The following is a 24797-nucleotide window of genomic DNA, read 5'->3' on the forward strand; positions in this document are numbered from 1 at the left end:
GATGAAATTAGCATACCGGAAGGCCGGTCGTCGCTTTCCCGGTCAAATAGTATTTCAAAAGCTCGACCTCGACATTGAGGCGGGTAGTCATTGGGCTATCCTCGGGGCCAATGGCAGTGGAAAGTCCACCTTTCTAAAAACGGCTTTTGGGGCCCTTAGCCTAAGTGAAGGAAATCTGCAACACTTTGTTGAAGATCAAGCAGTGGATATGCAAAGTGCTGCATTGAACATTGCTTACGCTGCTCCTTATTTCGAGTTAATCGAGGAGTTAAGTGTGCAGGATTTCCTGAAAACCGCTGCGGGGTTTAGAGCTTTTAAAAATCAATTGAAACCGCAGGATATCATCCAAAAAGCCATGTTGGAAGATGCGGCTAAGCGGAAAATCCGATTTCTGAGCTCGGGGATGAAGCAAAGACTTAAACTTTGCCTGGCACTTTTTTCGGAAGCCAGACTCATCATTTTAGATGAACCTACTTCGAATTTGGATCGGGCGGGAGTCCAGTGGTTTCGGGACTTATTGGAAAAAGAAATCGAAGATCGTACCCTATTGATAGGCACAAATTACAATGAAGATGAAGGCTTTCTTTGTGATCAGCACTTACGGGTAACCGATTATCAATAGGCTTTAATATTTTTGCTCAAAATCATTAAGATGGCAGATACTTCAGATATCCGTAATGGATTGTGCATCACCTTTAACGGTAACCCTCATCAAATCATTGAATTTCTTCACGTAAAGCCCGGCAAAGGCCCAGCTTTCGTACGCACTAAATTACGGAACCTCGATACTGGTCGTGTAATTGACAACACCTTCCCTTCTGGATCAAAGTTGGAGATTATTCGAATTGAAAACCGGAACTATCAGTTCTTATACGAAGATCCCAGCGGATGGCACTTCATGAACATGGATGATTTTAACCAAATCACCATCCCAAAAGAATTAATCAATGCGCCTCAATTTTTGAAAGAGGGAATGGAATGCCAGGTTTTATTCCATGCCGACGAGGATCGCCCATTAGTATGTGAGCTTCCTCAAAAAGTGGCTTTGGAAATTACCTATACCGAACCCGGAATTAAAGGTGATACGGCAACAAACACCCTAAAACCAGCCACCGTAGAAACCGGTGCTGAAATTCGCGTACCTTTATTCATAGATCAAGGTGAAAAAGTGGTGATCGACACCGCATCCGGCGATTATAAAGAACGTTACAAAGGCGAATAATGGATTTCAAAAAGCCGCTTCAACTCTCCGAATTAGCAGATTTCCTGCAATGCGGCTTCCGTGGTGAGGCTGAACATCTCACCTATGGATTTAATGAGATTCACCGTGTTCGTCCGGGTGATCTGGTTTTTGTGGATCATCCCAAATACTATCAAAAGGCTTTAGACTCGGCCGCTACCACCATTATTATTAATCAGGAGGTAGAAGTTCCGGAGGGAAAAGGTCTATTAATTTCAGAAGATCCTTTTCGGGATTTCAATCGACTTACCGCAGAGTACTTCCCTTTTCAAGCAAGGCAGGCTTCTATTGCTGAAGATGCCGAAATTGGCGAGGGCACCATCCTTCAACCGGGCTGTACCATTGGCCACGGAGTGAAGATTGGCAAAGACTGTGTGATTCACGCTAATGTGAACATTGCCGACAATTGCCAGCTCGGCGATCGGGTAATCATTCAGGCTAATACTGTAATTGGCTCGGATGCCTTTTACTATAAGAAGCGTGCCGAAGGTTTCGATCGCTTGCTGAGTGGCGGAATTGTAGTGATCGAGGATGATGTTGAAATTGGCGCTTCTTGCACGATTGATCGCGGTGTAAGTGCCGATACCCGTATTGGCAAAGGCTCTAAATTCGACAATCAGGTGCATGTAGGCCACGATACCATCATCGGTGAAAAATGTCTTTTTGCCGCTCAAGTTGGTGTGGCAGGCTGCACTATTATCGGCAACGGCGTTACCCTTTGGGGGCAAGTTGGTGTGAGTTCTGATATCACCATTGGCGACAAGGCTGTAGTTTTAGCTCAATCAGGCGTTTCCAAGTCACTTGCCGGAGGCAAAGTGTATTTTGGATATCCCGCCGATGAGGCTCGTAAACGCCACCGCGAGATGGCTTCCTTGCGATTACTCCCTGAGATCATCAATCGTATCGAACTGGAAGAATAAAATCCTCAAGCTTATTAAAAAGAAAGCCCCGCTTTAAAGCGGGGCTTTTTTATTGGATTGAAATTATATCCTAGTGGAAAGGACAAACATCAGCAGTGGCCTTATTTTGTACAATAAGGTTACTGATATTATGATTGATAGTACAGGTACGAGCTACATCATCATAGGTAATAGCATCGATCTCACTGGCGATGGCCTGTAGATAACCAGGAATAACAGGCTCAGTATCTGCAGTTGTCACATTACTATTTAAAAGTTGCTCATTCTGAGAAACTACCAGGGTAATACCCATATCCATCATACGCATACCTTCACCGATAAATACTTCCTGACGGATATTGTAAATCGCTTCCAGCATGGCATCTCCGGTAATACCGGTAACCATGGCCAGATCGTAAGAAGTACCAGAAACAGTAGGCACATTCACATTACCACCTTGACGGTATAATACTAAACCAGCACGACCGTCAACAGTAATATCTGTACTATCCGGACGAGAACCCGGATTACGCTCAGTACGATCTTCGGTAGCGTCATTTAAGCTACGAACCGGACGATTAGACACCACGGTAAAGAGGTCGGTGAGGGCCAGTAAAGCTCCCGGATCATTACCTGCAGCATTAGCCGCTTCAGCTTTGATCAAATGAGCCTCTTCTACTTTAAGTAGTGGAATCTCAGAATCCTCATTAGCAGAAATTACTGCGAATTTTGGATCCAGGAAATCCAGCTTTGGTAAAGGCTGTAAGTCGTCGAAACTACCGCGATCGTACAAGGCATCTTGTAATGAGTTTACGGTATAATCTAAACTATTGCTATTTCCGCGGCTATTCTGTGGATCGAATTTAATCGTGCGTAAGAATTCCGCATCTGCCGCAATTACAGCATCAGCCATTGCTACAGCATTAGTCGCATCACCTTTAAGGTAATAGGCACGCATCATACCCGCTTTTGCTGAGGTGTTCTCACTGGTGGTGTTCGAGGAATTAAAGTAATTGATTGCAGCATCTAAATGCGCATCACGACTTAAAACCGGACCTGCAGCAGAACCTGGTAAATTACGATAGTACATAGCAGCCCAGAGGTGCGATAATCCGGCAAAGAATTCAAACTCAGCCTGAACAGTTGCGTCGTAATTAGGGTCATTAGGACCAATTTCAGATAAACCGAAAAGGGCCATTTCACGAATACGGGCAATATGGAATTGGGAATCATCCACATCATCATCTTGCCAGTCGATATTTAAACCATCCACAAACTGATTGAAGAAGGTTTGGGTATTTACATAATTGTCGGAAGCAATCTCAGCTACAATCAAATTGTTGTTAGCGGTAATGGCCAGCTGACGCTCCAAACCATTTAACCAGCTCTTAGATGAGTTTGGTTGCCCTACTAAGGCATCTTCCGAAAGGTTGGGGTTCACCACATCTGTGGGATCCACCGCTTCACAACCTACAATTACCAATGCTGAAGCGGCTACGATCGATATTTTAGTCAATAACTTTTTCATCTTGCTTTGGAATTAAAGGTTAACACGTAAGGTTGCTAAATAAATGCGTGGCGCACTTTCAGTACCGTAGGCAAAACCACCTCCGGCAAATCCACCTTGTGTACGGATACCAGAACCAGTTACATCAGGGTCAAAGCTAGAGCTCACCCAGTTGAAGGCATTCTGTAAAGTAAATCCTACTCTTAGGTTTTTGATACGACTATCAAGCAGGCTACCGAAATTGTATTCCACACCCACGGTACGCACCTTAATATAATTCGCATCCTCTACCCAGTATCCTGCTAAGTCGAAGAAGGAAGTGATGCCGGCATCCAGAACTTCCTGAGGGAAACGATCTTCATCATTTACACCACCGAAATAACGCAGTACATCATCCACATTTACACCTTGACCACCGAATTGGTAATCACCGTTTAGGAATACACTTAATTTATTATTCCAGGTATAGTCAATTCCGAAGGTACCGAAGGTTGGAGAGAAGGTAGTACCTAAATAAGCATTACGCTCTACCTCATAACCACCATTACCATCAGACACTACTTTTGCTCCACGTAAATAACCCAATGGCTGACCTTGGTTAACCCAAGAACCGAGGAAGGTAAAACCACCTACCACAAATTCAGGAGCCCCACCAGTACTCAACACATTGTTTTGATTGTAGTTATAGGAGAAACGAGCATTCATATTGTGTTTCTCAGAGTTCAAGATGTTTACCCCTAAGGCAATCTCAAAACCAGTGTTTTCAATTTCACCTACGTTTTTCTCTTGTGCACTCTGACCTGTAGAGGGTGCTTGTGGAGGGGTAAAGAGTGCACCCTCGGTAAGCGTACGGTAGTAAGTAAATCCTAAAGTTAAGCGCTTGAACAAGCCGATATCAACTCCCACCTCAGTGGTTTTGGCAATTTCAGATTGCAGCTCTGGGTTTCCAGGATTATCGAATGCAAAAGATTGCAAACCATTATAAGGGTTCAATGCAAAAGTTAAGTCATTCGCAAATGGTGTAGGGAAGATGGTTGCCTCTCCGTAGTTTGCTCTGAACTTCATCAGGTGAACCACATCTTTAGAGATATTATTCTTGAAGAAAGATTCATCAGAGATCACATAGGAGCCCCCTACTTTAATCAGGGGAATTAAACCGATCTCATCACCAAAAGCGGTGTTACCATCGAAACGCAGACCCAGGTCTAAGAAGAGCTTGTCTTTCCAACCTACGTTTTCTGCGATATACAGTCCGTAAGAAGTAACGGTATTGTAGAAATCCTGTACACTTTGATCGGCGGAGTTGTTTACCGATTCCGAACCATCGGGAACGCCGGTGGCATTAATTAAAGTTTGGTAATCATTCTGACGGAACATCTGCCCACCTACGGTAGTAATGAAGTCAAAATCGCCTACTCTTTCACGATAGGCCGCATTTAAGTTAGCACTTAATACCAGGAAATTACGAGTACTTACATCGATATAACCTTGATCAGTAGTTCCATCCGGATAAGTTCCTTTAACAATTTGTAGGGCATTTGTTCCTAATTCTTGTTGTTTGGAGTTACGGCTATCTAAACCAAAGTCGAAGGAAACCACCACCTTATCACTTACATCATAAGTGAAGTTGTTCGCCACATTAAAGCGGTTAATTCGCTCAGTAATGCTTGTTACATCGGCTTCATCCTGTAATTGTTGTTGCAGGTTATCCAAATAAGTTTGGTTTGAGTCACCGAGATTACCGAAGGATCCACCCTCGAGATTACCGAAACGAGAATAACTGGTATTCGCATTATAGTCACGAGTAAACTCAGAATTCGAGTAGGCTAAAGATGCGGAATAGCGCAAGCGATTGGACACGCGAGATGCTACGGTAGTACGGAAATTACGACGAGTTTGCTGGTTAACAGCATTAAAGCCATCATCCTGATAAATAGAACCCGAGAAGCTGTAATTAAAGGCATCAGTACCTCCTGAAAATCCTAAGCGGTAGTTCTGCACAAAACCAGGCTCAAATACCAGATCTGCTGTTTCCTTCCAACGCAAGAAGTCGGTAGTACCACGCATCTGACCCAATTGAGTTTCGAAATAAACGTTTGAACGACCGGCTTTTCCACGCTTGGTGAAAATTTGTAATACGCCATTTGCAGCATCCGCACCATATAAGGTAGTTGCAGCACCACCGGGTATGTACTCGATACGATCAATATCCTCCATGGGGATATCCGCAATGGCAGAAGACTGCGCACCACCGGTATTCAATCCCAAACTAGGGTTTGAGTTCAAGTTATCCACCCGAACCCCATCAATCATAATAACCGGAGTAGTGTTGGTGTTCGCCGACACCGGACCCCGAGAACGAATGATTGAAGCTGTACCGGGCTGACCGGAGCTCAACTTAATCTGGGCATTAGGTAATTTGGATTGAATTAATTGATCCAGCTGCATCGCAGGCGATTTCTTCAGCTCTTTAGAATCAATTGATGAAACCGTAGTCGAAATCCTTTTCCGACTCACCCCTACACCTTGTCCGGTTACTACAACTTCATCCAATTGCTCATTGGATTCTTTCATAAACACGTCAATGGTGGTATTAGAGCCCACCTCGCGTTCTTGAGTTGCAAAACCTAAAGAAGAAATAACAAGGATAGATTTAGGACCGGCAACGGTGATGGAATAGGAACCGGAGGCATCTGTAGCCGTACCATTCTTTGTTCCTTTCTCAATCACCGAAGCTCCAGGGATAGGCTCTCCACCCGGCCCCTTAACGGTTCCTTTGACTGTGCGCGATTGGGCAAAACCCACCTGCACGCATAGCGCTAACAGTAGCGTTAGCACCGCTTTGGTTGTTCGCATAGCTATAATTTATTGGTTATCCACTACCAAAAATGTTAAAAAAAGTTTAATTGACAAGCCGAATCGCTTAACACAAACTTAATTTAACAACCTGCACTTTTAGCAAGAATAGCCAAGTGCTTCTAAACTAACACTATAGAACAATTAATCTTTTTTCTGACCGTAGAGGTCCAGATAAACTAGAAAGGAAGTGAATCCCCAAACCGGCAAAGTAGCTTTATCCATGTCCAGGAAATTATTTAAAAAGCCATGGGTCCAATAGGTTATCAGCCCCACTAATGCGGCGAGTGCCAGCACTTTAAGCTCGTGATCATTTACTTTATAATATGCCCTAATTCCCGTTCGAATACTTAAATAAACCAGAATTAAAACCAATACTAATCCCAATGTACCACTTTCTGCCAGTGGCCCTATATACTCGCTATGTGCATTACCCATATCTCCATTATTGGTTGAGATAATGGTCTTTTCACTGGGCTTTTGATAGGGTGCATAAAGAAACATATAGGTTCCGGGACCATGACCAAAAACCGGTCTTTCACTATACATCCTAAAGGCCGATTTCCAGCGATTGATACGCTCCATGTTGGAAGCATCCGTAGAGATATTACTGATCGACTCTACATGCTCACTTAAATCATCACTACTGGTAGTGTCATTCTTCTCAAAGCGCTGCATGATATCACCCTGGAAATAGAATAAGGCTCCAACAAAGGCCAGGACCATCAAAGCGAGAATTTCTTTGCGTAACCGTATCCAAACCATAAAGCCAGCCACACCGGCCACAACCAAGCTTACCCAGGCCGCCCGGGTATAAGACAGAACTACGCCCGCCAACAATATCAATAAGACCGTCCCCGCTAAAAGCTTACGGTTCAAATCCCAATTCATAAAAAAGGTAAAAGCAACCGCAATAGGAATATAGAGCGCGAGTACCGCTCCATAGGAAGTATGCTCCTTAAAGAAGGGAAACATTACCCATACCGAGGCATCTTTGGTAAAACCCCATTGCCCATGCACGGTAACCGTGTAAATCACCACTGCCGCCAGAGGCAATAAATAGAGCCAGAAAAACAAATAGGTGCGCTTCCGATCCTGAAACAAGCGCGACATTAAATAGAAGAAAACCGAAACGAACCAAATGCGAGCTATCAGATATTTGGCGCTCACAAAGGGTAATTGCGAAGTAAGGGTGGTCACAAACATCCAGAAGACCATAGCTAAAATAGCCAGTGACACGGGGTGTTTCACTAACTTCAAATCGAAATTCCCCTTAAAGAGAATCTTCGCAAAGAAGATCAGCATAATCCCAAAGAGCAAGGGCTCTGTGGGCAATGTGAAACCCACCTTCAAAGTGGGGTGTAGATAAAAAATACTCAGAGGAGTACTAAAGATCACAAAGTACAGGACCTTATCCAAAGCCAGGAAAGTCATGGTAACCACCAAGAGGGCCACCGGAATCAACAAAGCCCAATATTGTTGGGACACAATGATCCCAATATTCAATAATGCTACCAGCAATCCGGTAAGATATACCGGCCGATCTTCCTTATGGAATTGAATCCCCCTCAAGCCTAGGCTTTTTGACGTGAGCTACGCAGCGTATCCCAGATCAGAATGGAAATCAATGTAGCGGTAAAAGCACCCAACATACTTAAGGCCACCACTAGCCAACGAATCGGATATTTTTTCTTTTCTGCCGGATAAGCATTATTCACCTTAAAGGTAGCAGGCAAGCTTTGCGAAACATCCACTTTAGCCTGATCATAAGCTGTTTTCAACTTCACTACCTCTTCCTTCATATAGCTCAAATCATCGCGTAATGAAACATAGGTACCACCGTATTTAGCCAGGGTATCCAACTTATCTTCAATTGATGCTACGGCAGCAGAATTCGCCCCTTTCTCAATAATGGCCGTTGCTAATTGTTCATTGAGTACTGAAGACTGAGTTTCGTAATCATGCACGCCTTTGTAGCGCAATTCAGTCAAGGAGTCCTCCAAAACCTGAACCTCATCCTTTAAGCCGAAATACTCCCCTTGAATAATCTTTAAACCTTGCATGGCGCGTTCCCGCTGAATGCGATCCTTAACCATATCTAATAAGGCAACAATATCATTTGCTATAAATGCAGCGGTATCTGGATCGGTATCCAAGACATTAATTTCCACACTCATAAACTCGGTGCGACGGAAGGAAATATTGCTCGAAAAGGTCTTATACAATTCAGTTTTAGCATACTTCCCCGAAGGGTCGATTTCGTAATGCTTCATCAGATTGTATTTCTGAATGATGCTATCCCGAATCTCGTCGGTATTGAGAATTTGCAGCAATTGCTCCGCTTCCTCCTCTTTACCAAATTCTAAAATATCCTGTCCACGACTAGCAAACTTTTGGGGCAAAAGAGCCTTAGACAAAGAGTTTGTAGTAGATGGAAATACGGTTACCGTAGATTCGAATAGGGGATCAATGAAAGACGGACCACTAAAAATAGCAGCCAGAATTCCGGCAACCAGAGAGACAATAATCAATGGCATACGCCAATTGTAGAGGTAAACGATCAAATTGGTGGAGTCGAATACGCGATCCTGATCGGCTTTGGAACCTTCCATGAATTAAGCTTTTAGGCGGGCAAAAATAGAAATATTAAGTGCTATTGCGGTCCTTTAAACGCTGCTTAAGCAATTCTATTCCCTGAGTCCAGGGTAAAAGCTTCCAAAGCAAGACTGAAGCCGCGGCCCCACCGATAATAAAGAGCAAGGACCAATACCAATCCATATCCAGTAAACTAAGGCCATAAGCCAGCAGTAAAGCCTGAAAAGAATAAGCCAAAAAGCGCCATAAAAATGATTTTTGCCAAGCCAAACGAGCGAGTCTATAACACAATCTAAACTGCAAGAGGGCACTTAAGCTTTGGGTCACCAGGGTTGCTACTGCCGCGCCTCGTGCTCCATATTTAGGGATAAGCAAGGCATTAAAAATCACATTAAGAACCAAACCTCCAAAAGCAATATAATTTAACTCCCGCAGGTTGCCTCTTGCGGTAAGCATGGTTCCAAAAACATAGGTAGCCCCCATAGACAAGGAAGAAAAAAGCAAGATTTGTAAAAGGCCACTGCTTATTTCCGAATGCTCATCATAGAGAAAGGCCATTAGCTCTTGGGCTTCAAAAACACCCCCCAGGGTAATGCTCAGACTCATCACATAAATGAGCACAAAAGAGAGTTTCGCCAAATCCGAAACCGGTTCATCCCGCGAGATTAAGGTGGCAAACATAGGGAGCAATAAAACAGAAAATAAATAGGCCGGTTGATTGAAAGTATCCAGCAAACGGAAAGCCTGTGCATAGATACCGGCCTCTGAATTCCCAATGAGTTGCTGCAGCATGAGTTGATCAATCCTTGTATACATCGCCATCAAAAAGATCATTAAGGCATAAGGCAAGCTACGACCCAGTTTCTTCCGAAACTTCAACCAACGAAAATGTGGCTTAAAATAAGGCACTCGCCATAAGATCAGCACCAAAGCAAGACCGGCTGTGACACCATAGGCCAGAGCCTGCAAGGCTGCGAAAGTTTGTACATCAATGCCAGACTTGCTGAAATAAAGCAGATAACCCGCGGTTAAGATCATCAGGCTTTTATCAAAAACACTTAATACCGCATCCCACTTAAATAAATGCAAACCAGTAAGGTGACTGCGCAAAAAGAAAAGCGCTGAGGCAAAAACCTGCGAAAGACTTAACCAAAGCAAAAGTTGCACCCCTTCCGACCAGAAGCCCAGGAAATAGCCCAGCCCCATTGCGATTAAGAAATAAACTCCGGCAAGACTTATCTTAATCATGAAAAGCTCCGAAAAATGCCTGGCCAGCTGTTGAGGATCGGTAGCAATTTCACGATTACTAAAATGCGCCAATCCCAGATCCAATACAATATTGAAGATCATTACAAAGCTGAGTACTGCTGAGTAAAGACCATAGGCATCTGAGCCGACCTGATTTTGCACCTCGAGATCGATTCCGAAAATCCAGATCGGCTTGATCAAAAAATTGACGAATAGCAACAGCGCCAGGCTGCCAACGAATTTCTTTTGCATAAGCTTTGCGCCTTGCGAAGATAGTGAATCGAAGAGGTCTATCTTTGTCAGGTGAAGATTGCGGTAAATACCCGATTACTCCTCAAAGATCGCCTCGAAGGCATTGGTCAGTTTACGGCCAATATCTTCGAAATACTGAGTCGTGAGCATCCAGAAATCGAATGGATTTTTCTTTTCGATCGCCCCTGGCATCCAGACTTCATTTTTGAGCCACACATTGAAGCGAAGGTATTATTCCCTCCTACGCGCCATCCCCTTTTATGGCAATGGTGGTTTCAATGGTCCGTACCTCGCTATTTAAACAAAGTAAAGGCGGATCTTTTTATATCGCCGGATGGCATGATCCCCCTTTGGGGCAATTGCCCTTCGATTGCCGTTATTCACGACCTGAACTACGAGCATCAACCGGGTAATCTGGACAAAATTGCCGGAGGTTTTATGCGCCATTACTATCCAAAATTCGCACATCATGCGAAGCGAGTGGCCACCGTCTCCAATTATTGCAAAAGGGATATCGCTGATACCTACGAGCTTTCTCCAGACAAAATTGATGTGGTTCCAAACGGCTATGGTCAACATTTTAAGGCCCTTAGCGAGGAAGCTAAAGAAAAGGTGCGTCAAAACTACGCAGAGGGCTCTCCCTATTTTCTGTATCTAGGCGCTTTAAACCCGCGTAAAAACCTGGAGGGATTAATGGGAGCTTATGCCTTGTATCGCGATAATGGCGGTCAGCACAAACTACTGATTACCGGTGAGAAAATGCGCTGGACGCCGGCTATTGAGGAGGCCTTTCAGCGTAATCCATTTAAAGCAGACATTCTCTTTACCGGCCGTTTGGCGGATGCAGAATTAGCGGATGTACTCGCTGCAGCCGAAGCACTATGTTTGGTTTCACATTTCGAAGGTTTTGGCATCCCTATCATCGAAGCATTTGCCTGCGAAACCCCGGTAATTTGCGCTAATAATACAGCTATGCCTGAGATCGCAGGTGAAGCTGCCCTCTTAGTTGATAGTCGGAATAGCCAATCGATCGCCAAAGCGATGCAGCAAATGGAAAATTCGGAAGTACAAGCTGATCTCATCCAAAAAGGTAAAGTGCAATTGCAAAAATTCTCCTGGCAAAAAGCCGCCGATGCCATGTGGGATAGCATCCAAAAATGCTTAAGCTAAGATGGCTCGTCTTAAAAACTTTAAAGAAAAAGGCCGCCTGGAAGCCGGTTGTGATGAGGCGGGTCGTGGTTGCTTAGCAGGACCGGTTTATGCAGCAGCGGTAATCTTAAAGCCGGGCTTCCGCCATAAACTGCTAGACGACTCTAAGAAACTCACGGAAAAGCAAAGGGACGAACTACGAGTTTATATTGAGGAAAAAGCCCTGGCCTGGGCCGTAGCCTCGGTATCGGCAGCAGAGATTGATGAAATAAACATCCTCCAGGCCTCATTCTTAGCTATGCACCGGGCCTTGGATCAATTAAAAACTCGGCCCGAATTCTTACTTATCGATGGCAACCGCTTTGTACCCTATCAAGACCTGGAGCACAGTTGCGAGATTAAAGGTGATGGACGATTTAAGTCGATAGCCGCCGCTTCTATCCTCGCCAAAACCCATCGAGACGAAGCCATGCTTAAACTTGCGGAAGACTACCCCCAATACCAATGGGAACGAAATAAGGGCTATCCCACCCAAGCCCATCGCCAAGCAATTAAGGAGCACGGAGCCTCACCCTGGCACCGACAAAGCTTTACCCTACTTCCTCCCCAGTTAAAATTAGACCTCGACTAGTTTTCTAGTACTTTTGTACAAACTCAAGGGGTTCATGTCGTTGAAACATTCTTACTTTTTAGCACTCACATTACTTCTTCTAGGGGCTTGTCGCGAAAGTCCCAAAAGCGAAACTCAAATTCAGGAGGTCCTGCCCTTAAACACGGTTTGGCTGGCAGAAATCAATGATTGGGAAGAAGTTATCGCTAAAAAGTCGAACTCAAGAGTTTTGGATTTACTCAGCCAGTTCGAAAGCCTTAAAAACTTTAATTCCCACTGGCATAATGCAGCAGAGCTCAGCAATCGAGACAGTCTGCAGGACTTAATGAGCAGCAGTCATGTGTATTTAGCCGAAATCCTTTCTGGAGCCGATCGTTACAATTGGTTATTGATTCTCCTTAATGACGAGGCATCCGCCGAAAGGCTTTTCCAAAACTTCCAAAAAGCGGATGGATTGCAAAGTCTGGAATATTCGGGCGAAAAAATCTATCAGCTCAAGCTGAATGAGAAACAAGATCTGTTTCTCCATCACAGTAATGATCTCTACTTAATCAGTGGCGACCGTATCGCTCTGGAAGCGGCCATCCGTCAAAAAAACAGCCCTACCCAGGTAGCCGAAAATGATCGACTACGCCAAATTCGGGAAAGCCGAAATCCCCGCTCTCCATTAAATGTTTATCTCAACCTAAAAAGTTGGCCAGATTATCTAGGCACCATAGGAAAGCTTAAAGCGCAATTTCTTGCCGATATGGGAGACTGGCTTTTACTGGACCTGGATGCTGAAAAGCATGATCTCATCGCCACCGGCTTACTCAACCACCCTGAAACCGAAGCCTATTTCCCACAAGCGCTGGCTTCCCTGCGCAGTGATCAAATCCAGGCGCAAAAATTAATCCCTGTTAACCTGGCTCGCTGGGTACACATGAGCATTGGCAATATTGGTCAATATCAAAGAGCCTTTGAAGCTCAATTGGAAAAAGCTGGAAGCTTAAAGGATCATCAGGAGATTATTGCCAAACTACCGGCTAATGTGAGCAGTCAACTCGCCGGAATTATCGACTCCGAGATGGGCACCTTCCAAGCGGGTCGTGCCCAAAACCAAGCCTATGAATTCGCCTACTTCAATTTTCGCGATGCCGAATTAGCAGAAAAAACCCTGGAAACGCTCTCCGATAGTAATTTCATAGAAGGCTATCGTGGACATGTGATTCGTAAACTCAGCCCCATGAATTTGCTTCCTCGCTTGTACGGCTCTGTATTTGAAGCTTTTCACCAACCCTATTACCTCATTCATAAAGACTATGTTCTGCTGGGAAATCAATTAGCAGCTTTGAAAGTGGTATTGAACGACATCCTCGATTCCAAAACCTTGGATCGCAGTGATTCTTACCTAAATCTTAGCAATCAATTGCCCGGAAAAGCACAGGTGCAAGTAGTATACGGCATCCCCGAATGGCTCCCCAATCAAAAAGAAGTTTTAAATAAGGACTTGAGTGAAGAACTGGAAAGCCTGCAAGACAGCCTCCAAAATCTACGTTGGGCAATTGTTCAATTAAAGGCAGATAAGGACCGTAGTTTTGTTTCGGCTATGATTCGTGAAGAGCAAGCCATTCAAGAGAAAATAGTTCGGCAGTGGTCTGTCCAACTCGAAGGACAACCCAGTGGTGCCCCGCAATTCTTACGGAACCATAATAACCAAAAGCTGGACATTGCTATTCAGGATGAAGACCATCGCCTTTACCTCATTTCACGCAAAGGAGAAGTGTATTGGACCAAGGATCTGGACGGGCCTATAATAGGAGACATCCGGCAGATTGATATTTACCGTAACAATAAGCTGCAAATGGTATTTAATACCACTAATCAATTGTGGGTAGTAGATCGATTGGGTCGCAATGTTGAAGGTTTCCCGGTAAAACTGAAGGCTGAATCCACCGCTCCAGTGGGGGTATTTAATTACGATCAGGCGCGAAATTACCGTTTGGTAGTACCCTGCGGACCGATGCTTTACAATTACGATGTAGAAGGCAAAGCCGTAAAAGGCTGGCAGTTTAAAAAGGCTGCTTCTGATATTGTTAGTGAACCTCAGTTCTTCAGTGTAGCTGGTAAGGATATTATTGTTTGCCTTACGGCGGATGGTAAACTCTACCAATTAAACCGACGCGGTGAAGAACGCTTTAAGGTGGAGGAAAAAATTGAAGAACTCAAAACCAGCTTCTACCTAAAGGCGGGGGAAAGCTTAAAGAAGTCGGAATTAATTGCGGGCTCCAATTCGGGTAAGATGTATGTGATTAATCCTGAAGGAAAGGTGGATGCCTTGTATCTGGATCGCAGTCATCCTGCCAGTCACCTGATTTACTTCGAAGGTCGTTATATTTTTAGTGATGGCGCTCAGCTCTTCGTTAAGGATGACCGTATGCCCTTTGAAGCCAGCCTGGAAGACGACATCAGCGTAAAGCCCAAGGCGATGATTTTGAACAATCGCTTCTATACCGCAGCTTTCTCAGCCGGAGCTGAAGAAATTCGACTCTTTAATGAAGAAGGTAATTTAGTAGATGGCTTCCCGGTATTTGCCCAAGGGCCCTTCGATATGGGATCATTAAACCGCGATAAAAGCCTCAATATCGTTACCTATAGTAATGATGGCACTTTAATTTGTTATCGCCTCCGCTAAACCTAAACTAGGTCGAATTTGCAATTCAAGCTAGCGTACAGCGGCTAGTTGCTCAAATTCCTTTTCTGCCGATCGTTCTTCCGGCACAAAATAAATTTCCTGGCCATTCTTTAATTGAATGTACAATAAGGGAGACTCCTTAGACTGAACTAACAGCTTCACTTTATCGCCGGACTTGGTACGGAAATAGCCCTTAAAAACCGGATCCATAGCAAAGCCATTCATGCGATGGCTTATTGCTGGCAATTCATCTACTAAGCGAAAGCTTTCAATATCTTCTAATTTAAATTCCTCCCCGTACATCCCCGAGATATGCACCTCTTGATCCTGAATCACAAAATCTACATTCTGATCGCCGTAAATAAGTAAGGTGCTTACCCCAATAATGCAGACTAAGAGAGCCGCAATTGCCCAAAAGGAATAACGCGGTGGATTATGATCAAAGCGTCTGGCTCGAATGATAAAAACCAAATAAGCCAACATGGGAAAGAGTCCTAAGAACCACCCCGCCACATTCTGTCCCCATTGGTAATACAAGAGTACCCCAATGATCCCAAAGCTCAGGCCCAGAAAAACGTGAAAGCTTTTAAACTGCTTTAAAAAAGCCTTAAGGTTAAATTTAGCACGCTCTTCTTCGGTCATGGTATTATAACCCGAAAGCAAATAGCGGGCATTTTTAGCGTTCACCGCGAAAGCCATAACCAGAAACAAAAGGCTCATGCCAATAATCAGATATAACATGACATTTGATTTAAAAAGCAAACGCATTTTAGTTAAAAATCGGATATCTGACTAGGAAAAAATTGCGGAGAAGCTGAATTACAAATTCAGCTTAGAATCTCTGGCTTGAATTTGCCATTTACCTCGCTTGAATTTGCAATTCAAGCGAAGTCAAATCGCCTGCTCATCTTTCAAGACCAGCTTATGATCCAGGAATTGCGCCACAAACACCCCGAAGCTATAGGCCAAAATATCCGACCACAGGAAACCTTGCCCCAAGATTAGGTGACCGACGGTAGTGGATCGCAGGGCCCTAAGCCATTCCCACGGAATCATTTGCTGAAACTCTATAGCAAAGCAAAAGAAAAGGGCAACCAGGGCCGCGGGCCTAACACTCAAATTGGGAAATAGGAAGCGAAAGCCAAAGTAGATAAATACGGCATAGAGCGCATCACCTACATAGGCGTGCCCCCATTCTACCCATTTATAACTACGGGAAGCAAGTCCTAAGCCTATGCTCGCTAAGCTCAGGATGAAATACTTAAATCTAAGGTTCATAGAGGATAAAAAAGTCTGCAGTTTTAAGGTTTAACGATCATGAATGCCTTTACCGATCAATATGTGATCTTTCCATTTTTCGATACGTGCCCAACGCGTTTTACTTTGTTTGGCACCGTTAAACTGAATTAAATAAGCCCTTTTCCTCCCCGGGCTCAGCGACTCAAACGCCGCTTCAAATCCTGCATCCTCCCGAAATGCCTGCTGCAATTCTTCAGGATAGTCTATCGGCTTAGGAGTGCTAGCGGGTATTTTCACACCTGCTTCCTCCACCGCAATAGCCTGTTGAATAAAATCAAGAATAGCTTCTTCATGCTCAAGCACAGAATCGCCTTCCTCGAACTTAAAAAGCTTGGGTACCCGACTGTTAGGTCCGGCAAACACCAATAAATTTTTTGGATCTTTAAGCAAGGCCCCCTTAAAAAAGTTAAGGGAACAATAATCCTTGAATGCACTTAGAATCAAGATATTCTTCCCCTTATGGGTATAAGTGGGCATGCTCCATTTGCGCTCTTCCACCAATGGACTGCTCAACAGAATACTGCGCAATTGCTGCAGTGGTTCTGCCCAGCGGTGCACTTTGCAATCGGGACTTTGGTATAAGTCACAACGACCGCATCCATCTGTAAAATAACTATCTACTTCCGGGTTCATGGAAAGCTGCAAAATTCAAGACATCGGAAGCCCGAAATTGCAATATTTTATTGAACCTGATCAACTGAAAAGGAATAAATTAAAGTAAACTGTGCTTAAATTTATCCTTGGTCTTTAGCGCAGTTCTAAGCGTGTCCCCGGCTTTGGGGTCTCACCCACTGGGATATTATTACGCTGATAAATTTTCTCGAGGCGCACCGCAAAACGCTGAGAGATCTCATAAAGGTCATCTCCCTTCACAAAGGTATAGTAACGATTTTCGCGAGCAGCCCGACGGCGTTTTGGCTGCAGATATATAATTTGCCCGGGCTCTATTTTGGCATCATAACGTAGCTCATTGTATTCGAGCAAATCTTCGGTGCGCTTATTAAAGTATTCTGCCAAACTTTCAAAGGTGTCGCCTTTTCGAGCTATTACAAAATCAACCTTATTAGCCGACTCTTGCACCAATAAATCAGCGGGATCCGGCACCTCTTTTGGAGGATTGGTTTTTAAGGCTGCCCGTACATCGTACTTGTGCAATTTGTGGCGCTCAATCAAATCAATCAACAAGTCTGCATACTTCGGGTTGGTCGCGTAACCCGCCTTCTTCAAACCTTTGGCCCAAGACTTATAATCATGCGACTTTAATTCAAAGAGCTTGGCATAACGACTGCGTTCCTTTAAAAACTTGGAATGATCGCGAAAGCTATCTTCTGCTTGATCGTATTTCCGAAAACACTCATCATCCTCATCATCGTCGTGATACACTTTTTCACCTTCCCAGTCCAGGTGGCATTTAATTCCAAAGTGATTATTTGCCTCCTTTGCCAGCTTACTTTGGCCGCTTCCCGATTCTAATATTCCCTGTGCCAGAGTGATACTTGCAGGAATGCCGAATTCCAGCATTTCTGATTGCGCCACCTCATGCCAGTCGGCAATATATTGTTCTGTAACGCTCTGAGCAGCAAGGCTCAGAGTCCATAATCCAAAAACGAGTGTAAGGAACTTCTTAGTCATAGGCAATCAATTCTTCGGACTTCTTAGCCAATCGCCGGTTCATTCCGGCAATGCCTTGCAGTCCTCCGCTATGCAAAACTAAAACCCGACTACCGGCTTTAAAATGCCCTGCCTCAATATCTTTCAACAATCCAAACAACAATTTAGAGGTATAAACCGGATCTAGCTTAAGCTGATATTTTTGATAGGTCTTATTCATGAACTGCACCAAGTCCCGATTTATTTTAGCAAAACCTCCAAAATGATAATCGGTGACCAAGTCTAATTTGCGGATGAGTAAATCTCTTGGAATCGGCGGCAAGCCATATTCACTTTGGTATTCCTGCAAATATTGCGCTATGGCAGGCTTCAAAAAAGATCCCCCTTTAAGGGCTGCATAAACACGAATTTTATGTGCTTTTGGATGGGCCAGTAAACCCGCTGCCGTGGTTCCAGTTCCAGCTGCCAGAGCTATGCAATCATAGGCACCTTCCAACTCATCCATAATCTCCGAACAACCTTTTAAGGCCGGAGCTCCTTTTCCTCCCTCTGGTAAAATATATAAACCGGGACGTAGTTCCCGCAAGGCCTCCAAAAAATCTGGATTCTCCTTTAAACTGTAGTCCTTGCGTGAAATCGCTTCCCATTCCATGCCTTGAGCGGTACAGTAATCCAGCGTAGGGCTATCTCCCGCCTCTTCACCTCTTACCATGGCATAGGTCGGTATATCCGCCAATTTTCCCAGGGCCGCTAATGCCGCCAAGTGATTACTAAAAGCCCCGCCAAAACTTAGGATTTGCCGATAATCTCCCTGATAGAATTTTTCCAGATGGTATTTCAGCTTACGCCATTTATTCCCACTAATCTCCGGATGAATCTGATCATCGTGCTTCAGGTATATGTCCACCCCATGATGATTTAACAAAAACTCCTCCTTGCTATTCAGGGTGTTTATCGAAAGCTCCATCAAAGGCCTACACTCATTACTTGCTTGGGACTCACATTAAAGCGTTTACGAAAATTGCTGGAAAAAGTTTGACTACTACTGTAGCCCACTTCCAAACAAACTTCCCTTACACTTAAGGCCTGCTCATTATTGGTAAGCAAGTCATAAGCCCGTTGCAAACGCATATCCCGAAGGTAATCACTAAAACTTGATTGCAGGTCTTCCTTAAAACGCCTCTGCAACCAGCGAGAACTCACCCCAAACTGTTCCGCCACTCGAGTTAGGCTTATTGGCTTATGCAGATTTTCACGCATATAAGCCAGTACTTCGAATAATGCCGAAGAAGTGCGATATTCCCTTTCTTGCTCCCCCAAAAGACCGCTTGCAGGTCTTTCCAAAAACAACATCGTTTTATTTAAGATTCTCAGCACTAGGCTCTCCGCTAGAAAGAGGTTATTTACATCTTGATCTAGGGGAATAATATTGAGTTTATCGAAATAAGCTCCCAGGTATTCATCCTCGGGACGAATGGCAATCATCGATTCCTCATTAAGGCGTTTTGCCACTCTTCCACTATTTTCAAACTTTTGCAATATCCTTTGCAAGACCTGATCATTAAAGGAAATATTGAGGGTTTCATAGGGCTGCTCGCAATAAATACGTTGATAGCTGATGTGATCATTTTGACGGTAAACCACTACTGATGGAGCGTCCACTCGCCTACCTTTATTCACATCACCTCCATGAAAAACAAAGGAACCCGAATACAAAAAGCCTACGGTGAACAAGGGTTCATCGAGCTTCATTTCAAGCTCCACCTCATCTTTTAAGATGGCGCGTGTTTTTTTGATGGTATAATGACCAATCCCCCGCACGGAGCTAACGTCAATCCTTCCTAATCCCGGCTCCTCAAAGAAACCCCGATACTCGGAGAGAAAGAGATCGTTTGCTGATTCAAATCGCTCCTGATGCAAAGTGTTATCGCGCAGTACTTTAGAATACTCCGCCCATTGCAATCTCCTCATTTAAAAATCCTCATTAGGTGCATCTTTCCCCCTAGCATCCCCTTAGAGAACGATCAAATTTAATTAAACCACTTGGGGAAGCCACAAAAACAAGGCTGGGAATTAATATTTTTCTACAATTCCAAGCTCTGATTTAAAAAGGGCTTCAACATTATCGCTTGATTTAATTAGACTTATCAATCAAGAGGATAAAGTTAAAATGGGACTTAAAACGGAGCTATGACGAATCTCAGTTCAAGGATATATTTACCCCTTTTAACTTAAGATTAGATAAAAGGGCGCTGCTTCTGGCAGGCAAAGGCAGAGATTGTAATTTTGCCCAAAACACAGCCATGCCCCAACTTGATAAGGGAGACTATTATTATTCCGAAGAAGGTTTTATTGTTTTCACCAAACAGTATCACCTGAAAAGGGGTTATTGCTGTCAGAGTGGTTGCAAACACTGCCCTTATGGCTATGATAAAGCAACCGGAACTTTTAAACGCAAGCGATGATCGATACCACTATTGACTTTCAAACAGCCATTCGCCAGGGTATTCCCTCAGAACTCCCCGCAGCTAAATCTCCAAATCCCGACTGGAGTCATGCGCCTAAACGCAAGGACATTTTAAGGGAAGAAGAAAAAGTTTTAGCCCTTAAAAATGCGCTGCGCTATTTCCCTAAAAAATGGCATGCTGAGCTTGCCCTCGAATTTGCCTCCGAACTAAAGCATTATGGTCGCATCTATATGTACCGCTTTAAGCCGGATTACGATATGTACGCCCGACCCATCAGCGAATACCCGGCCCAATGCCAGCAGGCAGCGGCAATTATGCTGATGATTCAAAATAATTTAGATCCGGCCGTAGCCCAGCATCCTGATGAGCTGATCACCTACGGTGGAAACGGAGCTGTATTCCAAAACTGGGCGCAGTACTTACTTACCATGCAGTACCTCTCTGAAATGACAGAGAACCAAAGCCTGCACATGTATAGCGGTCACCCCATGGGTTTGTTTCCTTCCCATCCTGATGCTCCCCGTGTGGTAGTTACCAATGGAATGGTAATACCCAATTACTCTAAACCCGATGACTGGGAACGTTTTAATGCCCTGGGTGTAAGCCAATATGGTCAGATGACCGCTGGTTCCTATATGTACATTGGCCCCCAGGGAATTGTGCACGGAACCACCATTACCGTTTTAAATGCCCTCCGTAAAGTTGGTGCAAAACCCAATAGCGGAGCCTTATTCGTAACCGCTGGCTTAGGTGGCATGAGTGGCGCCCAACCTAAAGCTGGAAATATTGCCGGTTGCGTAAGTGTAACGGCCGAAGTAAACCCGGCGGCAAGCCGAAAGCGTCATGCTCAAGGTTGGGTAGATGAGTTAATTTCGGATATCGATCAACTGGTAAGTCGGGTAAAAGAAGCCAAAGCGGCACAAGAAACCGTATCCATCGCCTATGAGGGCAATGTGGTAGAAGTATGGGAAGCCTTCGATAAGGAAGGCATTTATATTGATCTTGGCTCAGACCAAACCTCATTGCACAACCCTTGGGCGGGAGGCTATTACCCCGTTCAGTTAGGCTTTGAGGAGGCCAATGAAATGATGGCTAATCAGCCGGAAGAGTTCAAAGCTTTGGTACAGGAAAGCTTACGCCGACATGCCGCAGCTGTAAATAAACATACGGCCAAAGGCACCTATTTCTTTGATTACGGCAATGCCTTTTTACTGGAGGCTAGTCGGGCTGGGGCCGATGTTATGAATCCCGAACCTACTATTGGTCGCGAATTTAAATACCCCAGTTATGTGCAAGACATTATGGGACCTATGTGCTTCGACTATGGCTTTGGCCCTTTCCGCTGGGTATGCAGTTCCGGCCAGGCCGAAGATCTGGCGGAGACCGATCGCATTGCCAGTGAAGTATTAAGCAAAATGGCGGAAACTGCTCCTGCGGAAATTCGCCAACAAATGGAGGATAATATCCGATGGATTGAAGCGGCCGGTGCCAATAAAATGGTGGTAGGCTCCCAAGCTAGGATTCTCTACGCCGACAGTCAAGGTCGCATTGAAATTGCCAAGGCCTTTAATAAGGCGATCAAAGCCGGAAAAATTGGTCCCGTTGTTTTAGGTCGTGATCATCACGATGTAAGCGGCACCGACTCCCCTTATCGTGAAACCTCCAATATTTACGATGGATCGCAGTTTACGGCTGATATGGCCATCCAAAATGTAATTGGCGATAGCTTCCGGGGCGCAACCTGGGTAAGCATTCACAATGGCGGCGGCGTAGGTTGGGGCGAAGTAATTAATGGTGGTTTCGGAATGCTATTGGATGGCAGTGAAGCGGCCAATCGTCGCTTGGAAAACATGCTCCTTTATGATGTAAACAATGGTATCGCTCGCCGTAGTTGGGCTCGAAACGAAGGTGCCGTATTTGCGATAAAACGTGAAATGGAGCGCACACCCGGACTAAAAATCACCCTGCCGGAAGAAAGTGATATAGACCTCAGTCAAATTCTAAAGGACTAAAGTTCAGGCTCTGATTTAATAGATCAGAGCCTTTTTTCTTTTAAAGCATTGACAATCATCCGCTAAGGCACTGATATTAATTATCTTTGGTTTTCAAAATATTGAGAGCCAAAACCTTAGCAACAATGAAGATCAAGAAACTCGGTTTAAACCCTGCCGCACAAGCATTTACAGAGGATGAAAGCCTCAACGAATTCTTATTGGCCCGAGTAAGTGCTGTGCATCGTGATCGATTTACGATTCAAAGTTCAGAGCAATCTTATACTGCTGAAATCACCGGTAACTTACGCTATAGCGTACAAGACAGTAGTGAATTACCCGCAGTAGGAGATTGGGTAAAGGCCATTCCCAGTGGAGATGACAGTGCCATAATTCTTGAGGTTTTAGAACGCAGCTCCTTACTAAAGCGCAAAGCGGTAAACAAATTCGGCGAAAGCCAGAGTATAGCCGCTAATCTGGATCAGGCCTTTATCATTCAGGCGGTAGTTCAGGATTTTAATCTCAATCGACTGGAACGCTATTTAGCGATTTGCAATGCCGCTCCCATAGCCGCAACCTTAATTCTTAGCAAAGTGGATTTGATTACGAAGGAGGAATTGCAGAGCTATATTGATAAAGTAAAAGCGCGACATCCGAGTTTAGAGGTATTCAGCCTTTCCAATCTTGACCCAGACTCCATTGCTCAGATCGAACAAACAATGCAGGCCCAAAAAAGCTATTGCATTTTGGGTTCCTCCGGCGTGGGTAAGTCAACCTTGATCAATGCCTTAAGAGCCGATGACGAACTCAAAACACAATCGATAAGCAGCAGCAATCAAAAAGGTCGGCATACCACTACTCACCGCGAATTATTTATTTTGGGCAATGGTGCTATTGTGATCGATACCCCGGGAATGCGGGAAATAGGCATTACCGATGACACTTCGGCCCTGGAGGCCACTTTCGAAAGCATTCAAGAGATCGCTCAGAATTGCAAGTTTAAAGACTGCCAGCATGAGGCTGAAAAAGGTTGTGCCATTCAGGCCGCCCTGGATTCTGGAGAACTATCCGAGGAACTTTATGCCAGCTACCATAAATTGAAATTGGAGCAAAAGCATTACAGCACCAGCCTCCATGAGAAAAGAGCCAAAGACAAAGCTCAAGGCAAGCTTTTTAAAGCGGGAAAGGCTCATCGGAAAAATCAAAAATATTAGCGAATGAATTTAAAGCAGAATAAAGAAAATGCAATGGCCTTTTACCGCATGGCTTATGAAGGAAATCCGGCAGAAGCGGTGGAAAAATATGTTGGCAAGGATTACATTCAGCACAATCCGGATGTTTCTGATGGAAGGGCAGGCTTTATCGCCTATTTCGAACGCATGCAAGCGGAGTACCCTGAAAAATCGATAGATTTTGTGCGCTGCATCGCAGAGGGCGATTTGGTTGCTTTGCATAGTCATCAAATATGGCCCGGTAAGGAAGAGTACATCACCATGGATTTCTTTCGTTTTGATGGGGATGGAAAAATCTGTGAGCACTGGGATGCCATCCAAAAGATTCCCGAAAAATCAGCCAACCCAAATACTATGTATTGAAAAACACCGAAATTAAATATGATCGCATCGGCCAGAGCTATAATAGCACCCGTAAAGCCGACCCTTATTTATTGGAAAGGCTCTTTGCTTTACTTAATCCACAGGCCGACGAAGTTTTTCTGGATTTAGGCTGTGGCACCGGAAACTATACAATCGCCTTACAGAAACGGGGTCTTCAAATTATCGGCATGGACCCCTCGGAAACTATGCTGCAAGTAGCTCGAGAGAGAAATCCAAAAGGAGATTGGCAAATAGGTCAGGCTGAAGATACCAGGCTTGAGGATCAATCGATGGACGGCATTATTGCCACCCTTACCCTGCATCATTGGACGAATTTGGAAAAAGCATTTTCAGAAATTCATCGGGTGCTTAAGGCTAAGGGCCGGATGGTGATATTCACCTCCACTCCGGAACAAATGCAAGGCTATTGGCTCCATCATTATTTCCCGCAAATGTTAGCCGATTCCACCGCCCAAATGCCCAGTCTTGAAAGAATAAAAGATGCTGCCCAAGCCGCGGGCATGTTTATCGAAAGGGAGGAAATCTATCAGGTGAGAAAGGATTTGCAAGATCAATTTCTGCAATGTGGCAAGGAGCAACCTGAATTGTATTTCCGGGATGAGATTCGAAAAGGCATCTCTTCCTTTGCAGATCTTAGTCGACAGGAGGAAGTAGACCGGGGTTTATGGCTATTAAAACAAGATGTGGAAAGCGGAAAATTCTGGGAAATTAAGAAGCAATACGATTCGGATTTGGGTGATTACCTCTTCTTAGCGCTTAAAAAAACAGAATAAAGCTAGACC

22 protein-coding genes are annotated in these 24797 nt (G+C 44.4%); 11 read left to right on the plus strand and 11 right to left on the minus strand.

Annotated features, from left to right (window positions below; all coding sequences use genetic code 11):
- Position 1 precedes the first annotated feature (1 nt).
- Genes ACO05P_RS09800 through ACO05P_RS09810 form a run of 3 tightly spaced genes read left to right on the plus strand, consistent with a single transcriptional unit; the run spans position 2 to position 2160 of the window.
- Positions 2–622, plus strand: coding sequence for an ABC transporter ATP-binding protein (locus tag ACO05P_RS09800; protein ID WP_421750493.1), 621 nt, complete (start codon positions 2–4; stop codon positions 620–622).
- A 30-nt stretch (positions 623–652) separates the two neighbouring features.
- The gene (gene efp / locus ACO05P_RS09805) at positions 653–1222 is read left to right on the plus strand and encodes an elongation factor P (protein WP_421750494.1); all 570 of its coding nucleotides are present in this window, start codon (positions 653–655) and stop codon (positions 1220–1222) included.
- Positions 1222–2160, plus strand: a complete 939-nt coding sequence (locus tag ACO05P_RS09810) for a UDP-3-O-(3-hydroxymyristoyl)glucosamine N-acyltransferase (protein ID WP_421750495.1) — start codon at positions 1222–1224, stop codon at positions 2158–2160. The genes efp and ACO05P_RS09810 overlap by 1 nt, the downstream gene beginning before the upstream one ends.
- Positions 2161–2230: 70 nt before the next feature.
- Here ACO05P_RS09810 and ACO05P_RS09815 read toward each other — a convergent pair whose 3' ends face one another.
- From ACO05P_RS09815 to ACO05P_RS09835, 5 genes are all read right to left on the minus strand, one after another.
- Positions 2231–3667, minus strand: a complete 1437-nt coding sequence (locus ACO05P_RS09815) for a hypothetical protein (protein ID WP_421750496.1) — start codon at positions 3665–3667, stop codon at positions 2231–2233.
- Between the two features lie 12 nt (positions 3668–3679).
- The gene (locus ACO05P_RS09820) at positions 3680–6502 is read right to left on the minus strand and encodes a TonB-dependent receptor domain-containing protein (protein ID WP_421750498.1); all 2823 of its coding nucleotides are present in this window, start codon (positions 6500–6502) and stop codon (positions 3680–3682) included.
- 144 nt (positions 6503–6646) lie between these two features.
- Complete coding sequence (locus ACO05P_RS09825; RefSeq protein ID WP_421750499.1) at positions 6647–8074, minus strand: O-antigen ligase family protein; 1428 nt, start codon at positions 8072–8074, stop codon at positions 6647–6649.
- Between the two features lie 2 nt (positions 8075–8076).
- Entirely contained in the window at positions 8077–9114 is a 1038-nt protein-coding gene (locus tag ACO05P_RS09830) for a hypothetical protein (protein WP_421750500.1), read from the minus strand.
- A 34-nt stretch (positions 9115–9148) separates the two neighbouring features.
- The gene (locus tag ACO05P_RS09835; protein WP_421750501.1) at positions 9149–10597 is read right to left on the minus strand and encodes a polysaccharide biosynthesis C-terminal domain-containing protein; all 1449 of its coding nucleotides are present in this window, start codon (positions 10595–10597) and stop codon (positions 9149–9151) included.
- Between the two features lie 51 nt (positions 10598–10648).
- Here ACO05P_RS09835 and ACO05P_RS09840 point away from each other — a divergent pair, with 51 nt between their 5' ends.
- The 3 genes from ACO05P_RS09840 to ACO05P_RS09850 are packed head-to-tail and all read left to right on the plus strand — an operon-like array spanning position 10649 to position 15030.
- Positions 10649–11767 carry a glycosyltransferase family 4 protein gene (locus ACO05P_RS09840; RefSeq protein ID WP_421750502.1) on the plus strand — a complete coding sequence of 373 codons (1119 nt, stop codon included), beginning with the start codon at positions 10649–10651 and terminating at the stop codon, positions 11765–11767.
- 1 nt (position 11768) lies between these two features.
- Positions 11769–12377, plus strand: a complete 609-nt coding sequence (locus ACO05P_RS09845) for a ribonuclease HII (RefSeq protein WP_421750503.1) — start codon at positions 11769–11771, stop codon at positions 12375–12377.
- Between the two features lie 34 nt (positions 12378–12411).
- Positions 12412–15030 carry a hypothetical protein gene (locus ACO05P_RS09850; RefSeq protein WP_421750505.1) on the plus strand — a complete coding sequence of 873 codons (2619 nt, stop codon included), beginning with the start codon at positions 12412–12414 and terminating at the stop codon, positions 15028–15030.
- 30 nt (positions 15031–15060) lie between these two features.
- On the opposite strand, the gene ACO05P_RS09855 is transcribed toward ACO05P_RS09850, so the two are convergent.
- From ACO05P_RS09855 to ACO05P_RS09880, 6 genes are all read right to left on the minus strand, one after another.
- Complete coding sequence (locus tag ACO05P_RS09855; protein ID WP_421750507.1) at positions 15061–15771, minus strand: DUF3784 domain-containing protein; 711 nt, start codon at positions 15769–15771, stop codon at positions 15061–15063.
- 150 nt (positions 15772–15921) lie between these two features.
- Positions 15922–16308 (minus strand): DUF2809 domain-containing protein, encoded by a 387-nt coding sequence (locus tag ACO05P_RS09860; RefSeq protein ID WP_421750508.1) that lies wholly within the window; start codon positions 16306–16308, stop codon positions 15922–15924.
- Between the two features lie 30 nt (positions 16309–16338).
- A complete protein-coding gene (locus ACO05P_RS09865) occupies positions 16339–16962 on the minus strand; it encodes a YdeI/OmpD-associated family protein (RefSeq protein ID WP_421750510.1) in 624 nt (207 codons plus the stop codon).
- 114 nt (positions 16963–17076) lie between these two features.
- Positions 17077–17961 (minus strand): glucosaminidase domain-containing protein, encoded by an 885-nt coding sequence (locus ACO05P_RS09870; RefSeq protein WP_421750511.1) that lies wholly within the window; start codon positions 17959–17961, stop codon positions 17077–17079.
- A complete protein-coding gene (locus ACO05P_RS09875) occupies positions 17954–18907 on the minus strand; it encodes a 1-aminocyclopropane-1-carboxylate deaminase/D-cysteine desulfhydrase (protein ID WP_421750512.1) in 954 nt (317 codons plus the stop codon). Before ACO05P_RS09875 ends, ACO05P_RS09870 begins: the two co-directional genes overlap by 8 nt.
- Positions 18907–19911, minus strand: a complete 1005-nt coding sequence (locus ACO05P_RS09880; RefSeq protein ID WP_421750513.1) for a helix-turn-helix domain-containing protein — start codon at positions 19909–19911, stop codon at positions 18907–18909. The genes ACO05P_RS09875 and ACO05P_RS09880 overlap by 1 nt, the downstream gene beginning before the upstream one ends.
- A 332-nt stretch (positions 19912–20243) precedes the next feature.
- Here ACO05P_RS09880 and ACO05P_RS09885 point away from each other — a divergent pair, with 332 nt between their 5' ends.
- The 5 genes from ACO05P_RS09885 (at position 20244) to ACO05P_RS09905 (ending at position 24788) form a co-directional block, all read left to right on the plus strand.
- The gene (locus tag ACO05P_RS09885) at positions 20244–20405 is read left to right on the plus strand and encodes a DUF5522 domain-containing protein (protein WP_421750514.1); all 162 of its coding nucleotides are present in this window, start codon (positions 20244–20246) and stop codon (positions 20403–20405) included.
- 11 nt (positions 20406–20416) lie between these two features.
- Positions 20417–22420: a urocanate hydratase gene (locus ACO05P_RS09890; RefSeq protein ID WP_421754899.1), complete on the plus strand. Its 2004-nt coding sequence runs from the start codon at positions 20417–20419 to the stop codon at positions 22418–22420.
- A gap of 125 nt (positions 22421–22545) precedes the next feature.
- Complete coding sequence (rsgA, locus tag ACO05P_RS09895; protein ID WP_421750515.1) at positions 22546–23613, plus strand: ribosome small subunit-dependent GTPase A; 1068 nt, start codon at positions 22546–22548, stop codon at positions 23611–23613.
- A 3-nt stretch (positions 23614–23616) separates the two neighbouring features.
- Complete coding sequence (locus ACO05P_RS09900; RefSeq protein WP_421750516.1) at positions 23617–23994, plus strand: ester cyclase; 378 nt, start codon at positions 23617–23619, stop codon at positions 23992–23994.
- Entirely contained in the window at positions 23991–24788 is a 798-nt protein-coding gene (locus tag ACO05P_RS09905; protein ID WP_421750517.1) for a class I SAM-dependent methyltransferase, read from the plus strand. The genes ACO05P_RS09900 and ACO05P_RS09905 overlap by 4 nt, the downstream gene beginning before the upstream one ends.
- Positions 24789–24797 lie beyond the last annotated feature (9 nt).

Origin of the sequence: Croceimicrobium sp. (genome assembly GCF_965228705.1) — a bacterium.
GTDB lineage: Bacteria > Bacteroidota > Bacteroidia > Flavobacteriales > Schleiferiaceae > Croceimicrobium.

Coding starts and splice junctions, on each gene's coding strand:
- ACO05P_RS09900 (WP_421750516.1), top strand. CDS start 23,617: ATGAATTTAAAGCAGAATAAAGAAAATGCAATGGCCTTTTACCGCATG.
- ACO05P_RS09880 (WP_421750513.1), bottom strand. CDS start 19,911: ATGAGGAGATTGCAATGGGCGGAGTATTCTAAAGTACTGCGCGATAAC.
- ACO05P_RS09810 (WP_421750495.1), top strand. CDS start 1,222: ATGGATTTCAAAAAGCCGCTTCAACTCTCCGAATTAGCAGATTTCCTG.
- ACO05P_RS09870 (WP_421750511.1), bottom strand. CDS start 17,961: ATGACTAAGAAGTTCCTTACACTCGTTTTTGGATTATGGACTCTGAGC.
- ACO05P_RS09865 (WP_421750510.1), bottom strand. CDS start 16,962: ATGAACCCGGAAGTAGATAGTTATTTTACAGATGGATGCGGTCGTTGT.
- ACO05P_RS09835 (WP_421750501.1), bottom strand. CDS start 10,597: ATGCAAAAGAAATTCGTTGGCAGCCTGGCGCTGTTGCTATTCGTCAAT.
- ACO05P_RS09850 (WP_421750505.1), top strand. CDS start 12,412: ATGTCGTTGAAACATTCTTACTTTTTAGCACTCACATTACTTCTTCTA.
- rsgA (WP_421750515.1), top strand. CDS start 22,546: ATGAAGATCAAGAAACTCGGTTTAAACCCTGCCGCACAAGCATTTACA.
- ACO05P_RS09845 (WP_421750503.1), top strand. CDS start 11,769: ATGGCTCGTCTTAAAAACTTTAAAGAAAAAGGCCGCCTGGAAGCCGGT.
- ACO05P_RS09860 (WP_421750508.1), bottom strand. CDS start 16,308: ATGAACCTTAGATTTAAGTATTTCATCCTGAGCTTAGCGAGCATAGGC.
- ACO05P_RS09875 (WP_421750512.1), bottom strand. CDS start 18,907: ATGGAGCTTTCGATAAACACCCTGAATAGCAAGGAGGAGTTTTTGTTA.
- ACO05P_RS09815 (WP_421750496.1), bottom strand. CDS start 3,667: ATGAAAAAGTTATTGACTAAAATATCGATCGTAGCCGCTTCAGCATTG.
- ACO05P_RS09800 (WP_421750493.1), top strand. CDS start 2: ATGAAATTAGCATACCGGAAGGCCGGTCGTCGCTTTCCCGGTCAAATA.
- ACO05P_RS09820 (WP_421750498.1), bottom strand. CDS start 6,502: ATGCGAACAACCAAAGCGGTGCTAACGCTACTGTTAGCGCTATGCGTG.
- ACO05P_RS09855 (WP_421750507.1), bottom strand. CDS start 15,771: ATGTTATATCTGATTATTGGCATGAGCCTTTTGTTTCTGGTTATGGCT.
- ACO05P_RS09830 (WP_421750500.1), bottom strand. CDS start 9,114: ATGGAAGGTTCCAAAGCCGATCAGGATCGCGTATTCGACTCCACCAAT.
- ACO05P_RS09885 (WP_421750514.1), top strand. CDS start 20,244: ATGCCCCAACTTGATAAGGGAGACTATTATTATTCCGAAGAAGGTTTT.
- efp (WP_421750494.1), top strand. CDS start 653: ATGGCAGATACTTCAGATATCCGTAATGGATTGTGCATCACCTTTAAC.